The sequence below is a fragment of the Treponema sp. R80B11-R83G3 genome, from assembly GCF_054786115.1.
This window is the reverse complement of the sequence record NZ_BDHF01000010.1, coordinates 21529-40130: the sequence shown is the minus strand read 5'-3', so window position 1 is coordinate 40130 and position 18602 is coordinate 21529. Positions and strand designations below refer to the sequence as shown.

At 44.5% G+C, this 18602-nt stretch carries 18 protein-coding genes; 10 read left to right on the top strand and 8 right to left on the bottom strand.

Annotation, left to right across the window (positions count from 1 at the left end; genetic code table 11):
* The 5 genes from ACYVRH_RS02730 to ACYVRH_RS02710 all read left to right on the top strand — a co-directional run.
* A partial coding sequence (locus tag ACYVRH_RS02730) for an NADH-ubiquinone oxidoreductase-F iron-sulfur binding region domain-containing protein (protein WP_461255398.1) occupies positions 1–1499 on the top strand: 1499 nt, incomplete at its 5' end.
* Positions 1500–1508: 9 nt separating this feature from the next.
* Positions 1509–3665 carry an FAD-dependent oxidoreductase gene (locus ACYVRH_RS02725; RefSeq protein WP_461255397.1) on the top strand — a complete coding sequence of 719 codons (2157 nt, stop codon included), beginning with the start codon at positions 1509–1511 and terminating at the stop codon, positions 3663–3665.
* A gap of 261 nt (positions 3666–3926) precedes the next feature.
* Positions 3927–4187 carry a hypothetical protein gene (locus ACYVRH_RS02720; RefSeq protein ID WP_461255396.1) on the top strand — a complete coding sequence of 87 codons (261 nt, stop codon included), beginning with the start codon at positions 3927–3929 and terminating at the stop codon, positions 4185–4187.
* Between the two features lie 565 nt (positions 4188–4752).
* Positions 4753–6474, top strand: a complete 1722-nt coding sequence (locus ACYVRH_RS02715; RefSeq protein ID WP_461255395.1) for a leucine-rich repeat domain-containing protein — start codon at positions 4753–4755, stop codon at positions 6472–6474.
* A gap of 112 nt (positions 6475–6586) precedes the next feature.
* Positions 6587–6898 carry a hypothetical protein gene (locus tag ACYVRH_RS02710; protein WP_461255394.1) on the top strand — a complete coding sequence of 104 codons (312 nt, stop codon included), beginning with the start codon at positions 6587–6589 and terminating at the stop codon, positions 6896–6898.
* Between the two features lie 441 nt (positions 6899–7339).
* Here the strand turns inward: ACYVRH_RS02710 and ACYVRH_RS02705 are convergent, their stop codons facing one another.
* Positions 7340–8044, bottom strand: coding sequence for a hypothetical protein (locus ACYVRH_RS02705; protein ID WP_461255393.1), 705 nt, complete (start codon positions 8042–8044; stop codon positions 7340–7342).
* Positions 8045–8097: 53 nt separating this feature from the next.
* Here ACYVRH_RS02705 and ACYVRH_RS02700 point away from each other — a divergent pair, with 53 nt between their 5' ends.
* The 5 genes from ACYVRH_RS02700 (at position 8098) to ACYVRH_RS02680 (ending at position 13459) form a co-directional block, all read left to right on the top strand.
* The gene (locus ACYVRH_RS02700; RefSeq protein WP_461255392.1) at positions 8098–9354 is read left to right on the top strand and encodes a THUMP domain-containing class I SAM-dependent RNA methyltransferase; all 1257 of its coding nucleotides are present in this window, start codon (positions 8098–8100) and stop codon (positions 9352–9354) included.
* A gap of 20 nt (positions 9355–9374) precedes the next feature.
* Positions 9375–9968, top strand: a complete 594-nt coding sequence (locus ACYVRH_RS02695; protein ID WP_461255391.1) for a TetR/AcrR family transcriptional regulator — start codon at positions 9375–9377, stop codon at positions 9966–9968.
* Positions 9969–9996: 28 nt separating this feature from the next.
* Positions 9997–10299: a hypothetical protein gene (locus ACYVRH_RS02690; protein WP_461255390.1), complete on the top strand. Its 303-nt coding sequence runs from the start codon at positions 9997–9999 to the stop codon at positions 10297–10299.
* Positions 10300–10320: 21 nt separating this feature from the next.
* On the top strand, positions 10321–10548 hold the full coding sequence (locus ACYVRH_RS02685; RefSeq protein ID WP_461255389.1) for a hypothetical protein: 228 nt from the start codon (positions 10321–10323) through the stop codon (positions 10546–10548).
* Positions 10549–10669: 121 nt separating this feature from the next.
* Positions 10670–13459: a hybrid sensor histidine kinase/response regulator gene (locus ACYVRH_RS02680; protein ID WP_461255388.1), complete on the top strand. Its 2790-nt coding sequence runs from the start codon at positions 10670–10672 to the stop codon at positions 13457–13459.
* 45 nt (positions 13460–13504) lie between these two features.
* Here the strand turns inward: ACYVRH_RS02680 and ACYVRH_RS02675 are convergent, their stop codons facing one another.
* From ACYVRH_RS02675 to rpsU, 7 genes are all read right to left on the bottom strand, one after another.
* The gene (locus ACYVRH_RS02675) at positions 13505–14437 is read right to left on the bottom strand and encodes a substrate-binding domain-containing protein (RefSeq protein WP_461255387.1); all 933 of its coding nucleotides are present in this window, start codon (positions 14435–14437) and stop codon (positions 13505–13507) included.
* Between the two features lie 178 nt (positions 14438–14615).
* Positions 14616–15425, bottom strand: a complete 810-nt coding sequence (gene proB, locus ACYVRH_RS02670) for a glutamate 5-kinase (RefSeq protein WP_461255386.1) — start codon at positions 15423–15425, stop codon at positions 14616–14618.
* 1 nt (position 15426) lies between these two features.
* Entirely contained in the window at positions 15427–16692 is a 1266-nt protein-coding gene (locus tag ACYVRH_RS02665; protein WP_461255385.1) for a glutamate-5-semialdehyde dehydrogenase, read from the bottom strand.
* Positions 16693–16711: 19 nt separating this feature from the next.
* The gene (locus ACYVRH_RS02660; RefSeq protein ID WP_461255384.1) at positions 16712–16933 is read right to left on the bottom strand and encodes a hypothetical protein; all 222 of its coding nucleotides are present in this window, start codon (positions 16931–16933) and stop codon (positions 16712–16714) included.
* A 17-nt stretch (positions 16934–16950) separates the two neighbouring features.
* Entirely contained in the window at positions 16951–17202 is a 252-nt protein-coding gene (locus ACYVRH_RS02655; RefSeq protein WP_461255383.1) for a hypothetical protein, read from the bottom strand.
* Between the two features lie 131 nt (positions 17203–17333).
* Entirely contained in the window at positions 17334–18212 is an 879-nt protein-coding gene (locus ACYVRH_RS02650; protein ID WP_461255382.1) for a phosphodiester glycosidase family protein, read from the bottom strand.
* A 154-nt stretch (positions 18213–18366) separates the two neighbouring features.
* Positions 18367–18570 (bottom strand): 30S ribosomal protein S21, encoded by a 204-nt coding sequence (gene rpsU / locus ACYVRH_RS02645; RefSeq protein ID WP_461255381.1) that lies wholly within the window; start codon positions 18568–18570, stop codon positions 18367–18369.
* Positions 18571–18602: the final 32 nt, after the last annotated feature.

Below are 18602 nucleotides of genomic sequence, written 5' to 3'. Positions count from 1 at the left end.
TCGTTTTAGATTTCAAAGGTGGCGGCTCGGAAATAGATTTTATGTCACGTCAAGAAAGAATTGTTCTGATGCGTTGCGGTCATATAAACCCTGAATCGATAGACGATTTTTTAAAAACGGACGGTTACAAGGGACTGGAAAAAGCGATTAAAACCATGACTCCGGCGCAGGTAATTGAAGAAGTGCAAAAATCGGGATTAAAAGGCAGAGGCGGCGCGGGTTTCCCAACCGGAACAAAATGGAAATTTGCTGCGGATAGCAAAGCCGATCAAAAATACATTATCTGCAACGCTGACGAGGGAGACCCGGGAGCGTTCATGGACAGAAGCGTTCTTGAGTGCGATCACTACAGCGTAATCGAAGGGCGAATTATCGGCGGTTACGCGATTGGCGCGACAGAAGGCTACGTTTACGCGCGTGCCGAATATCCCATCGCCATTCGCAGGTTAAAAATAGCCATCAAGCAGGCGGAAGAGCGCGGCTATTTAGGCAATAACATTTTAGGCACAGGTTTAAAATTTAATTTGCACATTAAAGAAGGGGCGGGCGCGTTTGTCTGCGGCGAAGAAACCGCTCTGATTGAATCCATCGAAGGACACCGAGGTATGCCTCGTATACGCCCGCCATTCCCAGCAGTCCGAGGGCTTTTTGGAAAACCGTCTAACATCAACAATGTTGAGACATTGGCAAACATCGGCTGGATAATTAGAAAAGGATACGCCGCTTTTGCCGCCTTTGGAACGGAGCAAAGCAAGGGCACAAAAGTGTTTGCGTTAGCCGGAAAAATTAAAAAGGGCGGATTGGTAGAAATACCGATTGGAATGACTATTAAAGAAGTAGTCATGGACATAGGCGGCGGAACCAAATCGGGCAAGGCGTTTAAAGCGGTTCAAATGGGCGGCCCTTCCGGCGGTTGTATTCCGGCAAGCAAAATGGACACGATTATTGATTATGCGCCGTTAGCTGAAACAGGGGCTATCATGGGTTCCGGCGGCATGATTGTCATGGACGAAGACAACTGCATGGTTGATATTGCGCGGTACTTTTTAAATTTTACGCAGTCCGAGTCGTGCGGCAAATGCACTTTCTGCAAGATTGGCACAAAACGGATGTTGGAAATACTGGAAAGAATTACAAGCGGCAAGGGCAAAGACGGCGATGTGGAAAAACTGGAGATGCTTGCCCATCAAATAAAAACAAACTCTTTATGCGGGCTGGGACAAACCGCTCCAAATCCCGTGCTTACAACGATACGTTATTTCAAAGATGAGTACATCGCACACATAAGAGATAAAAAATGCCCAACTCATCATTGTAAAGCGCTTATTAAGTTTCAGATAACGGATGAGTGTACGGGCTGCACCTTGTGCGCGAAAAAATGCCCTGTAAACGCTATCAGCGGCAAGTTAAAAGAAAAGCACACAATTGACGAAAGTAAATGTACAAAATGCGGAATATGCAAATCCGCATGTAAGTTTAAGGCTATTTTAGTGGATTGAGGTTTTAACATGAATTTAAATATAACGATTAACGGAAAAAAATGCGAAGCAAAAAGCGATCAATCGGTTTTGGACGCTTGCAAAGAAAACGGCGTCATTATTCCAACACTGTGCCATGATCCGCGCTTAAAACCGTTCGGTTCGTGCATGATCTGCAGAGTAGAGATTCAAGGGGAACGGGGCGTGCCGCTCTCCTGCGGAGCGCAGGTTAGGGACGGCATGGTCATTACCACAGAATCTGACGCGATAAAAACATCAAGAAAAACCTGTCTTGAACTTTTGCTCTCCCAGCATTACGGCGACTGTACCGCTCCCTGTGTCTTGGAATGTCCCGCCCATACCGACGTTCAAGGTTATATCTACCATATCACTAACGGCAGATACGATGAAGCGTTAGAGTTGATTAAGCAGACAAATCCCCTGCCCGTTGTTTGCGGAAGAATTTGTCCAAGACCGTGCGAAAAAAAAGGCAGAAGAAATATTTTTGAAGGCAAAATCGGCATCGCGAATTTAGAACGCTTTGCCGCCGACATTGATTTAAATAAAGACGCTCCCTACCTTCCACCAAAAAAATCCGCTACCGGAAAAAAAGCGGCTATTATCGGCGCGGGACCCGCAGGTTTAACTGCGGCTTGGTTTCTGGCGCAGGAAGGTCACAGCGTAACAATTTACGAAAGGCAGGAGAATCCCGGCGGAATGTTGCGTTACGGGATCCCCTCCTATCGCTTGCCGTGTGAAACGCTTGATGAAGAAATAAACGTTATTAAATCGCTTGGCGTAGAAATTATTTACAACAAGGAATTCGGCAAAGACATTACCGTAAAAAGTTTATACGCCGACGGTTTTAACGCAATTCTTCTGGCGATTGGTTCGCAAAAAGGGTATCCGTTAGGTGTTGACGGCGAAAGCAACTGCCCCCATGTATTAATCGGCGTTGATTTCCTCGGCTCCGTTACAAGGGGCAAACAGCCCGACTTTAACGGTAAAAAAATCGCCGTTGTCGGCGGCGGCAATACCGCGATGGACTGCGTAAGAACAGCAATCCGTCTTGGCGCTGAAAATGTCAAACTTGTTTACCGCAGAACAATCGCGGAAATGCCCGCCGATGAAGCGGAAATTGAAGAAGCCCAATTAGAGGGCATTGAATTTTTAGTGTTGAATAATCCGTTAAGCGTATCCGAGAGCGGCGGTAAGGTGACGATGAAACTTACCAAAATGGAACTTGGCGAAAGCGACGCCTCCGGCAGAAGATCGCCGCGCACCATTGCCGGATCGGAGTACAATATCGAAGTTGACTATGTAATTTCCGCCATTGGGCAAACTCAGGATTTGTCTTTTATAAATAACGAATGTAATGTTTCAACTAACCGCGATTGTTTAGTTATAGACAAAAATACCAGCATGACCGGCATTGACGGCGTGTTTGCCGCAGGTGACGGAGTAACAGGGCCAAAGACCGCCATCATGGCTATAGCCGGCGGCAAAAAAGCGGCTATGGCTATGTCACAGTATATGTTAGGTGAAACTATCGCCGTGGAAAAAGAGCCTTATCATCATGTTAAAGCAAAAGATTATAAAGATATTGATCCCGCTTCTTTTGTAAATGAAAAAGGAAGCAGCGTAGAAAAAATTGAAAAAGTGCAAATGCCCATGCTTACTAAAGAACAGCGCAGCAATAATTTTAAAGAAGTTGAATTGGGATTCACCGAAGAACAGGCAAAGATAGAAGCGTCAAGATGTCTTTCCTGCGGTTGCGCAGACGCAGACGAGTGCAAACTGCGCCGGTATGCGGCAGACTATGGCGCGGATCAGGACGCATTAAGCGGAGAGCAGACAACACACCCCATTGACGACAGTCATCGGTATATAGTAAGAGACAGAAACAAGTGTATCCTGTGCGCCCGCTGCGTGCGTATCTGCATTGAATCGGGAAGCGGCGTATTTGGCTTTGTAGGGCGCGGTTTTGACACGACGGTAGAACCGCCGTTCAGCCTGCCGTTAGGTGAAGATAAAAACTGCACAAACTGCGGTCTTTGCGTTTCCACCTGTCCTACGGGAGCGCTTACGCCGCGCAAAGACACAAAGCTTCCCACAACGGCATACACAGACAGCGAAGATGTCAGATTAACGCCTATTAAGGACGCGGTGGCGCAGGTGGGGAAATAAGCCTCGTGCCTCTCTTCCCCTCTCCTCCACACGATGTATGCCCAAAGAATTTATTCAGTACAGTGCTATCCGGCATAGCCGGATTGCCCTGTACTCAAGGATTTTATTGGGCATACATCTTATAGCGGTAAAGGGAAGATTCTAAGTTAAAAGACATAGCGGCATAGAACCTCAACCTGTAATTTTTTTCGGCTTTATTCCTTGCCAGCCGAACTTCGGTATGCTATAGTTAAATTCACCCTTGCGGGACAGGAGGGCGAAATGGAAAGTATATTGGCATTAGTCGGGGCGTTTACCGGCGTTTTGGGATTGGCTCTGGCTGTGTTTGTTGCCGTCAGGCAGAACAAAAATGACAGGCTTAATTTTCTTTCAAATGTCATATTCGATACAACAATAGACAGAGAGTCAAGACAGCCGTTTTATGACGAGTATATCGCCAAGAAAGGCAACGGCGCAGTAGTCAAGTTTTGGCTGATTGAAGGAAAAAAGCAACGGGAAGAGACAGCCGCACCCAGAGGGTGATATGGTTTTTCATTTAATAATATTTATTATAATGACGGTACTTGGCTTTACCGCTTTTTTCATGCTTCGCTACATGAGGAAACACCCGCCAAGAAGCGATAACGGCATTCAAAAGGCATAAATCCCCTCCGCAATGCCCCCGTACCCCTCTCCACCACACGCAGCCCTGCCCTGACTGTACTCAAGGATTTATTCGGCATACATTCTGACCACTAAAACACATTAAAAAAAGTATCATCGAAAAAGTCCTATTTATGTGTTTTAGTGGTCAGACGGTAATAAGGCATTTACAATTAGATTCACATTGACATACCTTAAAAGATTACTATAAAATAATCGCATGGCTAATAAGAACAAACAAACAGCCAAAACTCCAAGCTTAAAATTGCCGAAGGCAATTTTAAGCACTGATCTAGGCAACAGGCAACAGGCAACTATATCAACTGTTTAAAAATCGTGTCAACTATCTAATAGTATTTATTCAATCAACCACATTACATCATTTCCACTTTGAAAAAACGCCTTATACAAAGGCTTTTTTACATATCAATGCAAGGAGTTTTACATGAAAAAGACAGCAATCATAATCTTACTCTGTACGGCACTGTGTGCGGCAGTATTCGCACAAAACGAAAGCGACTTTAAGACAGACGGGAAAGGAACCATTACCGGCTACGAAGGGTGGGACAAGGTTATCGCCATTCCCGAAAAAATCGGCGGTGTTATCGTAACGGCAATAGCGGACAAAGTGTTTGAAAGACTGGAACTTACCGGCCTTACCCTGCCCGCAAGCATTAAAACTATCGGCGACAACTCATTTTCCAGCAACAAACTGACGGCTCTTACCATACCCGCTGGTGTTACCATTGGTAAAAACGCTTTTTCCGGCAACCAGTTAGCCAGCCTTACCGTAGGCGACAGGGTTACCATCGGCGCAAGCGCCTTTGCCAATAACCAGTTAGCCGATCTTGCCGTAGGCGACAAGGTTACAATCATGGGACTGGCGTTTTCCAATAATAAGCTGACCAGCCTTACCGTGGGCAGCGGCGGTTCTATTGCCGATAAAGCGTTTGAAAATAACAAAGATATTAAAACCCTTGTTCTGGGAGAGGAAATTGACATTGGCTGGAGTGTTTTTAACCTTCATACGTACTACGACTATATGTGCAACTACAGAAAAGCCGGAACCTACGACAATACGGTAAAGTATTCCGATAAAACGGAAAGGGATTATACGTTTATTCCGACAACATACGGGGCGGTTATTACCGAATATAAAGGAACGTTACAGGCAATTCAGATACCTTCGGAACTGGACGGAACAGCGGTTAAAGGCATCTACGGCGCTTTTAGAGAAAAAAGCATAACCCGTATACAACTGCCCGAGGGCCTTGCCTTTATCGGGGAGAGTACGTTTCAAGGCAACAAGCTGACCAGTATTACCATCCCCAACAGCGTTACCTCCATCGGGGCGGAGGCGTTTTCCAGAAACCAACTGACCAGCGTTGTTATCGGCAGTGGCGTTACCAACATCGGGGATACCGCATTTTACGGCAACAAGCTGACCAGCGTTACCATCCCCAACAGCGTTACCTCCATCGGGGCGGAGGCGTTTCGGGACAACCAACTTACCAGCGTTACCATTGGCAACAACGTTACTACCATCGGGAATTATGCATTTTTCCGCAACCAACTGACCAGCGTTACCATCCCCAACAGCGTTACCTCCATCGGGGCGGAGGCGTTTTCCAGAAACCAACTGACCAGCATTACAATCCCCAACAGCGTTACTCATCTTAGCGGATTTAATAACAACCAACTGACTAGCGTTACCATTGGCAATGGCGTTACCTCCATAGGAGTGAGTGCGTTTCAAAACAACCAACTGACAAGCGTAACCATCCCCAACAGCGTTACCTCCATCGGGAAAAACTCGTTTAACGGCAACAAGCTGACCAGTATTACCATCCCCAACAGCGTTACCTCCATCGGGGCGGAGGCGTTTTCCAGCAACCAACTGACCAGCGTTGTTATCGGCAGTGGCGTTACCAACATCGGGGATGCCGCATTTTGCGGCAATAAGCTGACTAGTGTTACCTTCCCCAACAGTGTTACTTACATTGGGAATAATGCGTTTGGATCCAACCAACTGACCAGCGTTATCATCGGGGCAGGTGTAACTGTAATTGTATATAATGAATTTGATGGGGTCTACAACAACAGCGGCAAACAGGCGGGGAAGTACACACGCAATAGTACCAGAGACAGTAAATGGACAAAACAGTAACGCAAAGGAAAAAGGGGGGAAAGTATATAACAGGTCACAGTGTAAAAGAAACGGTGTCATGTACGAATTTTATCATGACACCGAAAATATTTTTAAAGGTAAAGGTAAATGTATGGGTAAATCGGAAAAAGCCGTTTATGACTTTGTTCGGCTTGTGAATAATGGTAATGGAATGGGTAGTAGTATAAAACTTAATTCTAAAAACGTTACAATATTTAATGATAAACAAATTAAAGTTACATTTTCATCTGACATCGTCATCGAAACAAAATATAATACCGGCGCATTAGTAGTAACAATTATGGATAATAAAATAATAACGTATACCGAGCGTGCTATGTTTTGGACTCAATACTGCAATTTTAATTTAAACGATAATAGTCTTATAATAACAAATGGTAACAATATGATTGATATTTCATAGTGTCGTCAAGAAATTGGCGACACTAGATATATGGGGTAAGTAAAATAATCACGGTATGTGATTAAAAAATTTTTGTTAAGTAAAGGAGAAAGTACCATGAGTACCAAAAAACCAGTAAAGAAAACAGTTACAAAAAAACCCATTGCAAAAAAATCAACGCCGGTAACGCACGGGTATCTGACACCGCTTTTCTCTAGGGGAATAGCCTAAAATTAGTGTCTGACACTCAAAACGCCTAGTGCCGTTAGTTGTAACAACGCTATAGGGAGCATACTATGTCGCATAACGGTATTAGGCTCGTCCGCCACCCTGAATACTATAAACAAGAAAATCAAGGCCACCTTTAGGTGGCCGCCAGTGCGAGGCGGACTCTTACGAAGTTTTTACGGCGTGCGCAGCCTGTCCGCCTGTACTGAATAAATTCTTTGGGCATACATCGTATTACCCACGCGGCGTTATGCGAATACCCGCTCCAAAACGCCAACCGTCAATCGCGGGAAGATTTTCATCTGTCCAATACTTGTACACGGGAAACCATGCGCGTAAATCAAAACCAAGCAAAAATCTTTCGTTAATGGGAAAATCCATTCCTATTCCGGCTACAGGCATAAACCAGCGCGCGTCACTCCAAAAATAATCGCGGATAGCGTCCGTCTGTAATTGAGCGTCCGTTTTAATGTCGCCTGTAAAATCAGCGGGATGATTTAGTCCTATTGCCAAAGCGACAACGCGCAAATCCGCCGCAGGACCGGCGTAGACGCGAAAAGCCGCGCCCTTATCGCCAAGAGAGAAATTACCTGTAAACTGAATGGCGGTGACAAAACCAATAACAAGAGCGGAACGGTTTTCGGGGTTACACGCCATAGGATAGCCAAGCGCGGAATTGTACTCGTAATTTGTAAAATAAATATCTTCTGTTAATTCAAGCCTGAGAGGGCCGACTATCTGTAATGACAACGCGCCGCCCAGCGAAGGAAGAATTGGAGCGGGATCGGAGTCAACGCCGTTATCGACGGGAAAATAGAGAATGTTTCCTGTTATTGACCATTGTAAAACGTCTCCAAAAACGGAATTTACGGGAATGAATGTGAGGAAGAATAACGACAATACCGCCGCCTGTTTCAGACGCAGTAAAAAATCAGGCATATTGTTAATATATCTTAAAAAAACTATCCGGGCAATGTGATATAATGCTTAACATGGAAAAAACAGAAACTGTAGTAGCTTTATGCGCGGTAGGCGCGGAAAAAGTCGTATCAAATGAATTGCGAAAATTAGCGGATAAGGACAGTAATAAAAACGGAACTCCGTGCCTTAAAGTAGAAGATTCTCTTTACGGCAGAGTAAGGTTTAAGGCTGATAAAAAAGGTTTGTACAAAGCGTTGATCGGTCTTCGCGCCGCCGATAGAGTACTTCTTGAAATTGCCTCTTTTAAGGCGGCAGATTTTGACGCTCTTTTTGAGGGCGCCGCAGCAGCGGAATGGGAGCGGCTAGTGCCTAAAGGTATGGGGCTTAAAGTCGCAAAAGTGCGCACAAACCGCTCTCAATTAAAAGCGGAAACAAGCATACAGGCAATCGTTCATAAAGCGGCGGCGCAGCGTCTTTGCGAAAAACATAAAGTCAGCCGTCTCCCTGAAAAACTGATGTCACGCAAAGGTGAAGACACTCCTGTAAAAATTGCTGAAGTGCGCGTATATATAGAAAAAGACGTGGTATCCCTCCTTGTGGATTTAAGCGGAGAGCCGCTTTTTAAAAGAGGTTACAGGAGCGAAGGCGGCGTTGCGCCGCTGAGGGAGACAACTGCGGCTTCTATATTGCTGTTATCAGGCTGGAAAAGAAAGTTTCCGCTTTACGATCCATTTTGCGGTTCCGGCACAATTTTGATTGAAGCAGTAATGTACGCGTGGGATATAGCTCCGGGATTAGGCAGACGCTTTGCCATTCAGGATATGTTGATAGCGGACTCAAAAATTGAACAACAGGTACGCGATGAGTTTCGCGCAAAAATAAATTTCAGCGGCGCGGACGGGGGGCGGCTTGTCAGAATAGCGGGCAGTGACGAAGACCTGCGATCAATATCCATCGCGTCATCTAACGCGGCGCGTCTGCGTGACATTGCGGAGGGCAGAGAACCTCAGCGGGGTATCCGTTCAACGGAAAAATCTTTAGGAATAGAATTAAAAGTTCTTCCGATGGCGCAGGCGCAGTCTCCGTATGAGGACGCAGGTTTTATAATAACAAATCCTCCTTACGGAAAACGGCTTGGAGATCAATCAGTTGCAGAAGAAACCTACAAGAATATGTCGGGGCTTGTTAGCCGTTTTTCCGGTTGGAAGCTGGCTGTGATAACTGATCATAGCGGGTTTGAAAGTTTTTACGGTAAAAAAGCTGATTCATGCCGTGAAATAAGTAATGGCGCAATTCCTTCCTTTTTTTATCAATATGATGTATTATAGAATAGTATAGGAGAGAGAAAATGGCTACACCGGTAGAGCATGAAAAAAGGAAAAAGAAAATCTTGGAAAAAGCCCTTGCGGTTTTTAAGGACGAGGGGTTTGAAAACGCTACTTATCAAAAGATAGCGGATAAGTGCGGAATAACTAGAACAATACTGTATCTCTATTTTAAGAATAAAAAAGAAATTTTTAATTACAGCATTAAACAGCTTTTATTAAACGTTGAAGAAAACATTAATTCAATTCGCGCCGACAAGTCCTTAAGCAGTCCTGATAAAATTATCAGAGTGCTTTTTACCGTATTTAAACTGGCGGAACAAAACCGGCAGCTTCTTTTAGTTATTCTTGATTATCTTTTACATGTTTCAAAAAAAGAAATTAGTCCGCAAGCGCGGGTACGGCGCAGAACTGTAAAACTTCAGCATGTTTTACTGACAATTGTGATTGACGGCATAAAATTGGGAGAACTTAAAAATACAAATATAAAAAAGACAAAAAATTATCTTTACAGTTTTATAGAATCCGCGATTTTTCAATTAGCTGTTTTAAAATGTGAAAATTTGAACGGGTTAAAAGAAACGGCAATTTTTGCGGTTGAACAGTTAAAGACTTAAGGCTTATGCCGGAGCGCAGGTAACTTTTATGGATACCGGACAGACAATCTATATTCTAAGCCAGCTTATTCTTGGAGCGTCAGCGGCTTTCTTGGCTATTTTACTCTGGCCAAAAACAAGAGACGCGGCATGGATGCTTGTTATTTTTGGCGCAATTGTCGCTTATATTGAAACTGTGTATTCAATTTTAAAAATATTCGGAATTGCCGGACAAGAATTCATAATATTCGGATCAATTCCACTATTTTCGCTAATGCTTCCTTCCGTGCGCATGATTTTTTTTATTGCCGCGTTTGCAATAATGGTATATAAACAATCTAAGAATAATTAACCGGACATTTTGGAGGAGAAAATGAAATCTGTAATTTTAGGACTTGTGATTGTCGCCGCCGCAGTTTTTGCCGTATTACCGCCTGAGGCGTTGGGTTTTGGACTTGGCTGGGGAAATGACGTACTGGCTTTTCTGCGCGGCGGGCTTCCCGTCATAGCGGTTTTAATCGGCCTAATCGCCATTTTCATCGGCATTGCCGACATGAAAGATCGCGCCGAAGCTAAAAAAGAAGAAGCTGAGAATAAATAGCAAAAAACACCGATTAAAAACCGTTTTTTCTTGCCAACTGAACAATTCCAGAGTAAAATTTTAAGAAAGGTGATATATTCTTAAAACAACATGGAAATGTAATTTTGGAATCAAGGTTTTTATGAAAAAAAATAGAGCAGTCGCAGCTATATACTGGCAGGTATTACTTGTTTTTCTTGCCTTCACGGTGATGGTTATCTCAAGCTATTTCTACATGGAAAGATTGATGTTGGCGCGTCTGGAGGGAGAAGTCAATAATGCGCTTGATTTTATGCAGACCAGCGTCGAAAGCGACCTGCAGGAACCGGAAAAACTCCTGCAAAGCATGTCGCAATCCATAAGGAATATGATAATCAACGGTTATAACGCCAATATGATCCAAAGCTATATAAAAGAAATGACCCCTAATGTAATCAAATATGAAAAGCGAAAGTTGAGCATAAACAGAATGTACGGCTATTTTAATATTTACAACGGTATGCAGTTAAATAATGGGGAATGGGCGCCAACCGGGGATAGTAATCCGATAGAAAGCCCATGGTACAAAGCTGCCGTTGAAGCAAATGGAAAAGTTACCTTCTCGGCGCCATATTTCAACGCGCGTATACGCAGTTATGTGCTTACATACTCACGGCAGATTCTTAATGAGGGCAAACCTCTGGCGACTATCGCTCTTGATGTCCCGATTGACATCATCATAAATTATGTTACCGCAATGCAGATAGTCGAGGATGGTTATGGAATACTGTTGGATGAAAATTTGGTACTCATCGCCCATCCTGATATGTATTTAATAGGCAAACAGTTGCAGAACGTGAACAGCGGACTGGCAATACACCTTGCCAGTTACCTTGGATCCAGCGGAAATTACATTCCTAAAAGTACGGCGGTCAATTACAAGGGACAGGTGTCCGTCGTTTATTCAAGGAAACTAATAACCGGCTGGTATATCAGCCTTATAGCGCCTGTTAACCAGTATTACCGTGAAATTAGACGTATGGGGCTGGTCCTTGCCGCTATTGGTACGGCGCTGGCGCTTATTTTAAGCATCATACTTATTCGCATTGCCGTAGCTAAAACAAAATCTGATTTAAAGAACCAGTATAAAAGTAATTTTCTTGCGACAATGAGCCATGAAATTCGCACGCCAATGAACGCGATTTTGGGCATTACTGAAATTCAACTGCAAGATGAAACGCTTCCGCAAAAATTCAAGGATGCGCTGTATAAAATCAACAATTCAGGCGATTTGCTTATTGGAATTATTAACGACATACTTGATATGTCCAAAATAGAAGCGGGCAAGCTGGAAATAATGCCCGCAAGATACGATGTTCCCAGTTTGATCAATGATACTGTACAGTTGAACCTGTTGCGGTTTGAAAGTAAGCCGATTGAATTTAAGCTGTTTGTAGATGAAAATGTCCCGCTTGAACTGATTGGAGACGAACTGCGGATAAAGCAAATTTTAAACAATCTTCTTTCCAACGCCTTCAAGTATACTGAAAGCGGCGAAGTTTCGCTTTCGATTACCGCCGAATATTTAGCCAGAGGAGGAGGCGTCCATGTAACTCTTGTTTTCCATATAAGCGACACAGGACAGGGTATGACGACGGAGCAGGTGCGTATGCTTGGCACTGAGTATTCCCGCTTTAATATGGAAGCCAACCGCACAACAGAAGGAACAGGTTTAGGAATGAATATTACGCGGAATCTGGTGCAGTTAATGTACGGCAATATTTCTGTGGAAAGTAAACCGGGCAAGGGAACAACGGTTACCGTGCGGCTGCCTCAAAGAAATGTCGGCATTGGCGTATCCGGCATGGTTGGCAAAGAATTGGCGGAGAGTCTGCAACACTTCCATATAAACAGCGCGTCCAAAACGAAAAAAGCTAGGATAATCCGTGAGCCTATGCCTTATGGTAGGGTTCTTATTGTAGATGACGTTGAATCTAATTTATATGTCGCCAAAGGGCTTATGGCTTCTTATGAATTAAAAATAGACACGGTAACAAGCGGATTTAAGGCGATAGAAAAAATTAAGAATGGCGATGTTTATGATGTTATTTTCATGGATCACATGATGCCGGTAATGGACGGCATTAAAACAACAAAAACCTTGCGCGACATGGGGTATAAAGGTACTATTGTCGCGTTAACGGCAAACGCTCTTATGGGGCAGAAGGAAATGTTTCTGGAAAACGGTTTTGACGACTTTATTTCCAAGCCTATAGACGTTCGCCAATTAAACGCCGCACTGAACAAATTTGTCCGTGACAAACAAACGCCTGAGGTTATAGAAGCGGCACGCCAACAAAAAGCTGCTTCTGATTTGAAAAAAGAAGATGAAAAAACAAAAATAGAGGCCGTTGATTCGCAGTTAAAAATATTTTTTGCAAAAGACGCGGAAAAAGCTGTATCTGAATTGGAAACGCTGTACAACAAACGCGATACATGGAATAGCGACGACATACAAACGTATATTGTCAATGTTCACGCAATGAAAAGCGCTCTTGCGAATATTAAAGAAACAGAACTTTCAAGCTTTGCTTCCAAACTGGAACAGGCGGGGCGTGACCAGGACACCGGTTTAATGATTGCTGAAACTCCGTCATTTTTGAATTCGTTGCGTGAAATATTAAATAAATTAAAATCCATTGAAAATTCCGGAAATAATGACGTGCCGGACGAAGATGAAGATAAGACGTTTCTAAAGGAAAAGCTTCTGGTTATTCAGAATGCTTGCACAAACTACGATAAAAAAACCGCAAAAAACGCGCTGGGCGAATTGCGGGAAAAAGCATGGTCGCGTTCAACAAAAGAACTGCTTAACGCCGTTACTGAACATTTGCTACATAGTGAATTTGAGGAAGTCGCGGATATTATTCAAAATTATAATAAGAATTCCTAAGAATAACGCCCTATGGTTTGCCGGCTTTAACACGCGGCTTGGAAATTATTGCCAGCTGTCGATATTGTACTGGTCAATGTTTTCCTGATTGATTATAAATGTCTTAACCGGAATTTGCTTTTCGTAAGATTGCTTGTTCAAAATCTTATACGCTACCACAACTGATTCCTTTGCGATGGATATTGGGCTTTGCGCGCCTGTGCCGGCAAACTGCCCGCGCTTTGCTATTTCGGCTTTGGCTGCGGGTGATCCGTCAACGCCATATATGAGGATGTCGGTGCGGCCTGCGGCTTGGCAGGCGGCATAAGCGGCTAGCGCCACAAGGTCATTGCCGCTCATGATGGCGACTACTTCGGGATTGGATTTGAGCATCTCTTCGGTATAAAGCTTAGACAGGGAACCATTGCCCTGCGCGTCCCTCAGAAACACTATGGTAAAACCTTTCCCCATGATGGCATAATTAAAACCGTCGATGCGCCTGCGAGTCGAGAGTCTGGCAGGGGAATCAAAAATGGCGATGGGACCGCCGTTAGGTAAACGTTTTACCATGTCAAGACCGCAGATATAACCCGCGTTATAGTTGTCAGAACCCACGTAAGCGGCTACCAAATTTATATCCTTCACTTCTGAGTCAAAGTTAATTACAGGGATATTGGCATTGTTAAGGGAAACCAGCGCCGGCTTGATCGCTTCCAGATCAATAGGATTGAGAAAAAGAGCGTCGATTCCCATGGAGATCAGATCATCGATCTGGCTGATCTGCGTTACGATATCCCTGTTAGGATCAACTGTAATCAGCGTATCGCCGTTCTTCTCCACTTCTTCGCGGACTGTTTTCTCCAGAATGGCAAAAAACGGATTACCAAGCCAAAAACAGGTGAAGCCGAATGTCCTCGCCTTTTTCTCCCGTTTGCAGCCTACAAACAACACACTTGCCACGAGAAACGCCAATAAACAAATTGTTATTATTTTTCTCATGCGCTTTCCTCCGAACATATTACTTTTTATATTTATTATAATTATAATCTAGAAATGAGACACTGTCAAGACTGAGGGGAGTAGGGAGCAGTGAGCAGTGATAGTTGTTCGTAATCTTTGCATGTTTTCTACACGCTATGCTTGCTAACAACTATCTTCATTGCTCACTGCTCACTTTTCACTGCTCATTAATCTCCCCACTCCCTAAAAATACCGTTCCCTTTTGCCCACCCGCCGCAAGATTTTCAAGACTGCGAATCTTCCCCCCATTTGCAAGAATCGTAGAAATACCGTAGCTTAAAGCCAGTTTTGCGGCGTCAAGTTTGGTAGCGATGCCGCCAGTGCCAAAATCATTTGCCGACCCGATGCTAATATTTTTTTGCGCTTCGTCAATGTCACGCACTTCTTCAACAAGAACGGCATCGTTATGCTCTTTGGGATTTTTGTCATATAAACCGTCAATGTCGCTGAAAAGGATTAACAGATCGGCGCTCCAAAGAATTGCCGATTGCGCGGCAAGAGTGTCATTGTCGCCGATTTTAATTTCTTCTACCGAGACAGTGTCGTTCTCGTTGATGATGGGAATGACGCCCTCGTCTACCAGAGTAAAGAGAGTGTTGCGCATATTCAATGTTCTGATTGAGTCGTTAAAATCATCGCGTGTTAAAAGTATTTGCGCGATGTGCAAGCCGTGTTGTTCAAACGCTTTGCTCCACGCTCCCATAAGGTCTACCTGCCCGACAGCGCACAGCGCCTGCCTGTAGTGAATGTCTTTTTTTCGCGCCCACTTGTCCATTGTTGAAAGCCCCGCCACCTGCGCTCCCGATGAAACGACAACAATCTGCTTGCCCTTTTTCATAAGCGCCGCAACCTGCTGCGCGAACTCGGTTAGAAACTGCAAATTGATTTTTCCGTTACTGCCGGCAAGCGTGTTTGAGCCAATCTTAATAATTATTTTTCGCGCGTCAGCGATAAGTTTAGAAATCATTTTAACCCCGTATTTGCCCGCTGCCGTTGATAAGGTACTTTATCGTCGTAAGGGCTTCAAGCCCCATCGGTCCCCTTGCATGAAATTTTTGAGTACTGATTCCCAATTCCGCTCCAAAGCCGAATTGCCCGCCGTCCGTAAAGCGTGTTGAAGCGTTGACATATACGCACGCCGCGTCCACCCTTGAGCGGAATTCATTCGCAGACTTTAAATCGTTGGTGAGGATCGCTTCCGAGTGTTTTGTCCCGTACTTGTTGATATGGGTGATTGCCTCATCGCAGGAGGAAACCGTCTTTACGGCGAGAATGTAGTCAAGAAACTCGGTCGCCCAGTCTTCTTCAACGGCATCTTTAAGAACAAGGGCGGCGGGCGGAGTACCGATAGCGGCTTTTGCTTCTCTGTCGCAACGCAGTTCGCATTTTCCCGCAAGAGCCGCCGCCACTTTCGGCATAAGAGAGGAAAGAGCGTCTTTGTGAACAAGTATCGTCTCAACGGCGTTACATGCGCCGGGTTTTTGCAATTTTGCGTTGGCGATAATTTCTGTTGCGTTATTCATGTCCGCGCTAGGCTCAACGTAAATGTGGCAGTTGCCCTCTCCCGTCTCAATTACGGGGATACGCGCATTTTCTACAACACGTCGGATTAATTCATGCCCGCCACGGGGAAGAACTACGTCTATGTAACCTCGGGCTTTCAGTATCTCGTCAATTTCTTCTCTATTGCCGGATTCCGCAAGGGCTACAGCGTCCGCAATTCCGCCGCCGCTTTCCAGCCCCGCTTTGATAGCTTTAACCAGCGCCTTGTTGGATTCCAGTGCCGAAGAAGAGCCGCGTAAGAGTATCGAGCAGCCCGCTTTGTACGCAAGGGCGGCGCAGTCCACCGTAACATTGGGACGCGATTCGTAGATAATGGCAGCAACGCCGAGGGGGACTGTAACCTTATCAATCTGCAATCCGTTGGGAAGAGTCCACCCCGCCTGCACTTTGCCAATCGGGTCTTCCTGTCTGATGACAATTTCGATCCCTTCGATAATATCGTCTATCCGTTTGTCGTTAAGAAGCAGACGGTCAACAAGGCTTTCCTTCATGCCGCTTTTCCGCGCCTGTTCCACATCGCGTGCGTTTGCCTGCAAAATGGCAGACCTGTCGCTGTCAATTACGGTGGCTGCGGCGGCAAGAGCTTTGTCTTTACTCGCGCGGTTCTGTTCCGCCAGCTTCGCCTGCGCCTGTTTGAGAGAGTTAAAAATAGTGGTTAATGTGTTTGTCATATATTAATGCCTTCCTTAATTATACTGCGGCGGCGATACGTTCCCGTACCATTTCGGCGATAATTACTGCTGGAGTTTTGTGAACATTTTCCGCATAGTTAGTCAGAGTTTTGGTTGTTTCAGGATCAAGAGTAACAGCCATACCATACTTGCGGGCAAAATAACCCGGTTTGTTCAAGTTAGGCATAATAGTATTTTTGGTGAAATAATCGTCCAAATCTTCGGCTTCTTTTTCTGTCATTTTCTTTGCTCCTACTGTTAATTTATAAACTTCTTATAAGCATTACGGCATTTCATCGCATGAAATACATTGATGATTTCACCTTCAATTACATTATACATAATTTCAAGCGGGTTGCCATTACGATCAAGCCCAATAAGCAGATTTTTATATTCCTCGCCGATCAAAGCATGATCAAATAGCCGCTGTTCAAAAGCATGGCGAATATCCGCCTCAACAATACCATGCTTAAATGCCGTATTTTTGAAGACAAACTGCTCTTCTAACATTATCTTCTCTTGCTTCCCGATTCAAATATATACTATTTTTAGAAAAAAGCCAAATGTAGTATGTTCCCCGACAAACACGCCAAAACCCAACACTTAAAAATAAATCTTCATAAGAAAGACGAAAAAACTTCTTATCTCACTCCAAGACAGCCCGCTACTGCGCGTTCCTGTTTCGGGATGCCGCCATGGATAGGGGTATTCACTACTCTTATCTTGCCGTCAGCAAAACGCATTGCAAGGGCAGTTGAGCCGCCGCCGTCAAAGTTTAATCCCTCCCATGAACCTAGGGAGCGCAAAAGAAGAGCCGTCTCTTCTTCAGTCGCGCCGACGCTTCCCGCTCTTCTGCCGTCAATTACCGCAAGGTACAGATATTTTCCGTCTTGCGAAATTCCCGCAGCGCTTCGCGGATGCCTGGCTCTTTTGTCATGCGTTCTTTGCGCTAGTTCGCCGCCAGTTAATATTTGATGAAAGCCGCCTATGGCATTTTCTATGTTTTCAACAGAGGTAATCGCGGATTGAGCGACAATGGCGGCTTTGCCGTCTTTGTAAAAAACAAGCGCGTCATAGCTTGGGTTGGCGGGCGCGGTTATTTTACCGTTTGAAATTACTATGCCCATGTTTTGAATTACCTTCCCTTCCTTTGAAGAGACAATATCAAAAGGGACGGAGTTAATGCCCGCCAGAAGATTATTGTCGCGCACAAAATTGGAAACTTTCTTGCTTAGAGTTTGGTTTCCTTTAAACGCTCCGCCTTTAACAACAATGTCGAGTTCTTGCGCGGAAAGATCGATCTTCAGCGCCCAGAATTCAAGCGCGGGAGAGGAAATTTTTCCATGGAAATAATCAATGCCGTTAGCGAAAACCTGCCACTGCGGCTTAATATTCTCGACTGTTGAAAAAACGGAAGGGGTATCTTTTGCCGAGTTTACAGGAGAAATTGTCGCGCATGAGGAAAAAACTAAAATTATTGAAAATAAGGCAAACCACGAACCAACAAAGATACGTCTCAAAGGTTCGTCGCACTGTCGGTCACCTAAAGGTGACCTTGCTTTATTGCAGACGACGGCATTTATTGGTGCTACGCTATGCGGCATTATTAATCTACACGGCTGTGCCGTGCGTTTTTTTAGCGGGTTCGTGGTAGAATTCTCGAGAAAAAAACTCTTAATACTCACCTTTGCCTTTACGGTTTCTTTTTACCAACTTCCGGGCGTTTGCTTTCTTTTTTCTGTTGAGGATGGTAGAAGGTTTTTCATAGTACTCCCGCTTTTTGAATTCACGGATGATGCCTTCTTTTTCTACCATACGCTTAAAACGTTTGATAGCTTTTTCCAGCACCTCATTGTCATCAACTGTAATGTGCGCCAATTAAATCACCTCCTTCCCAAATCAGGTTTGTA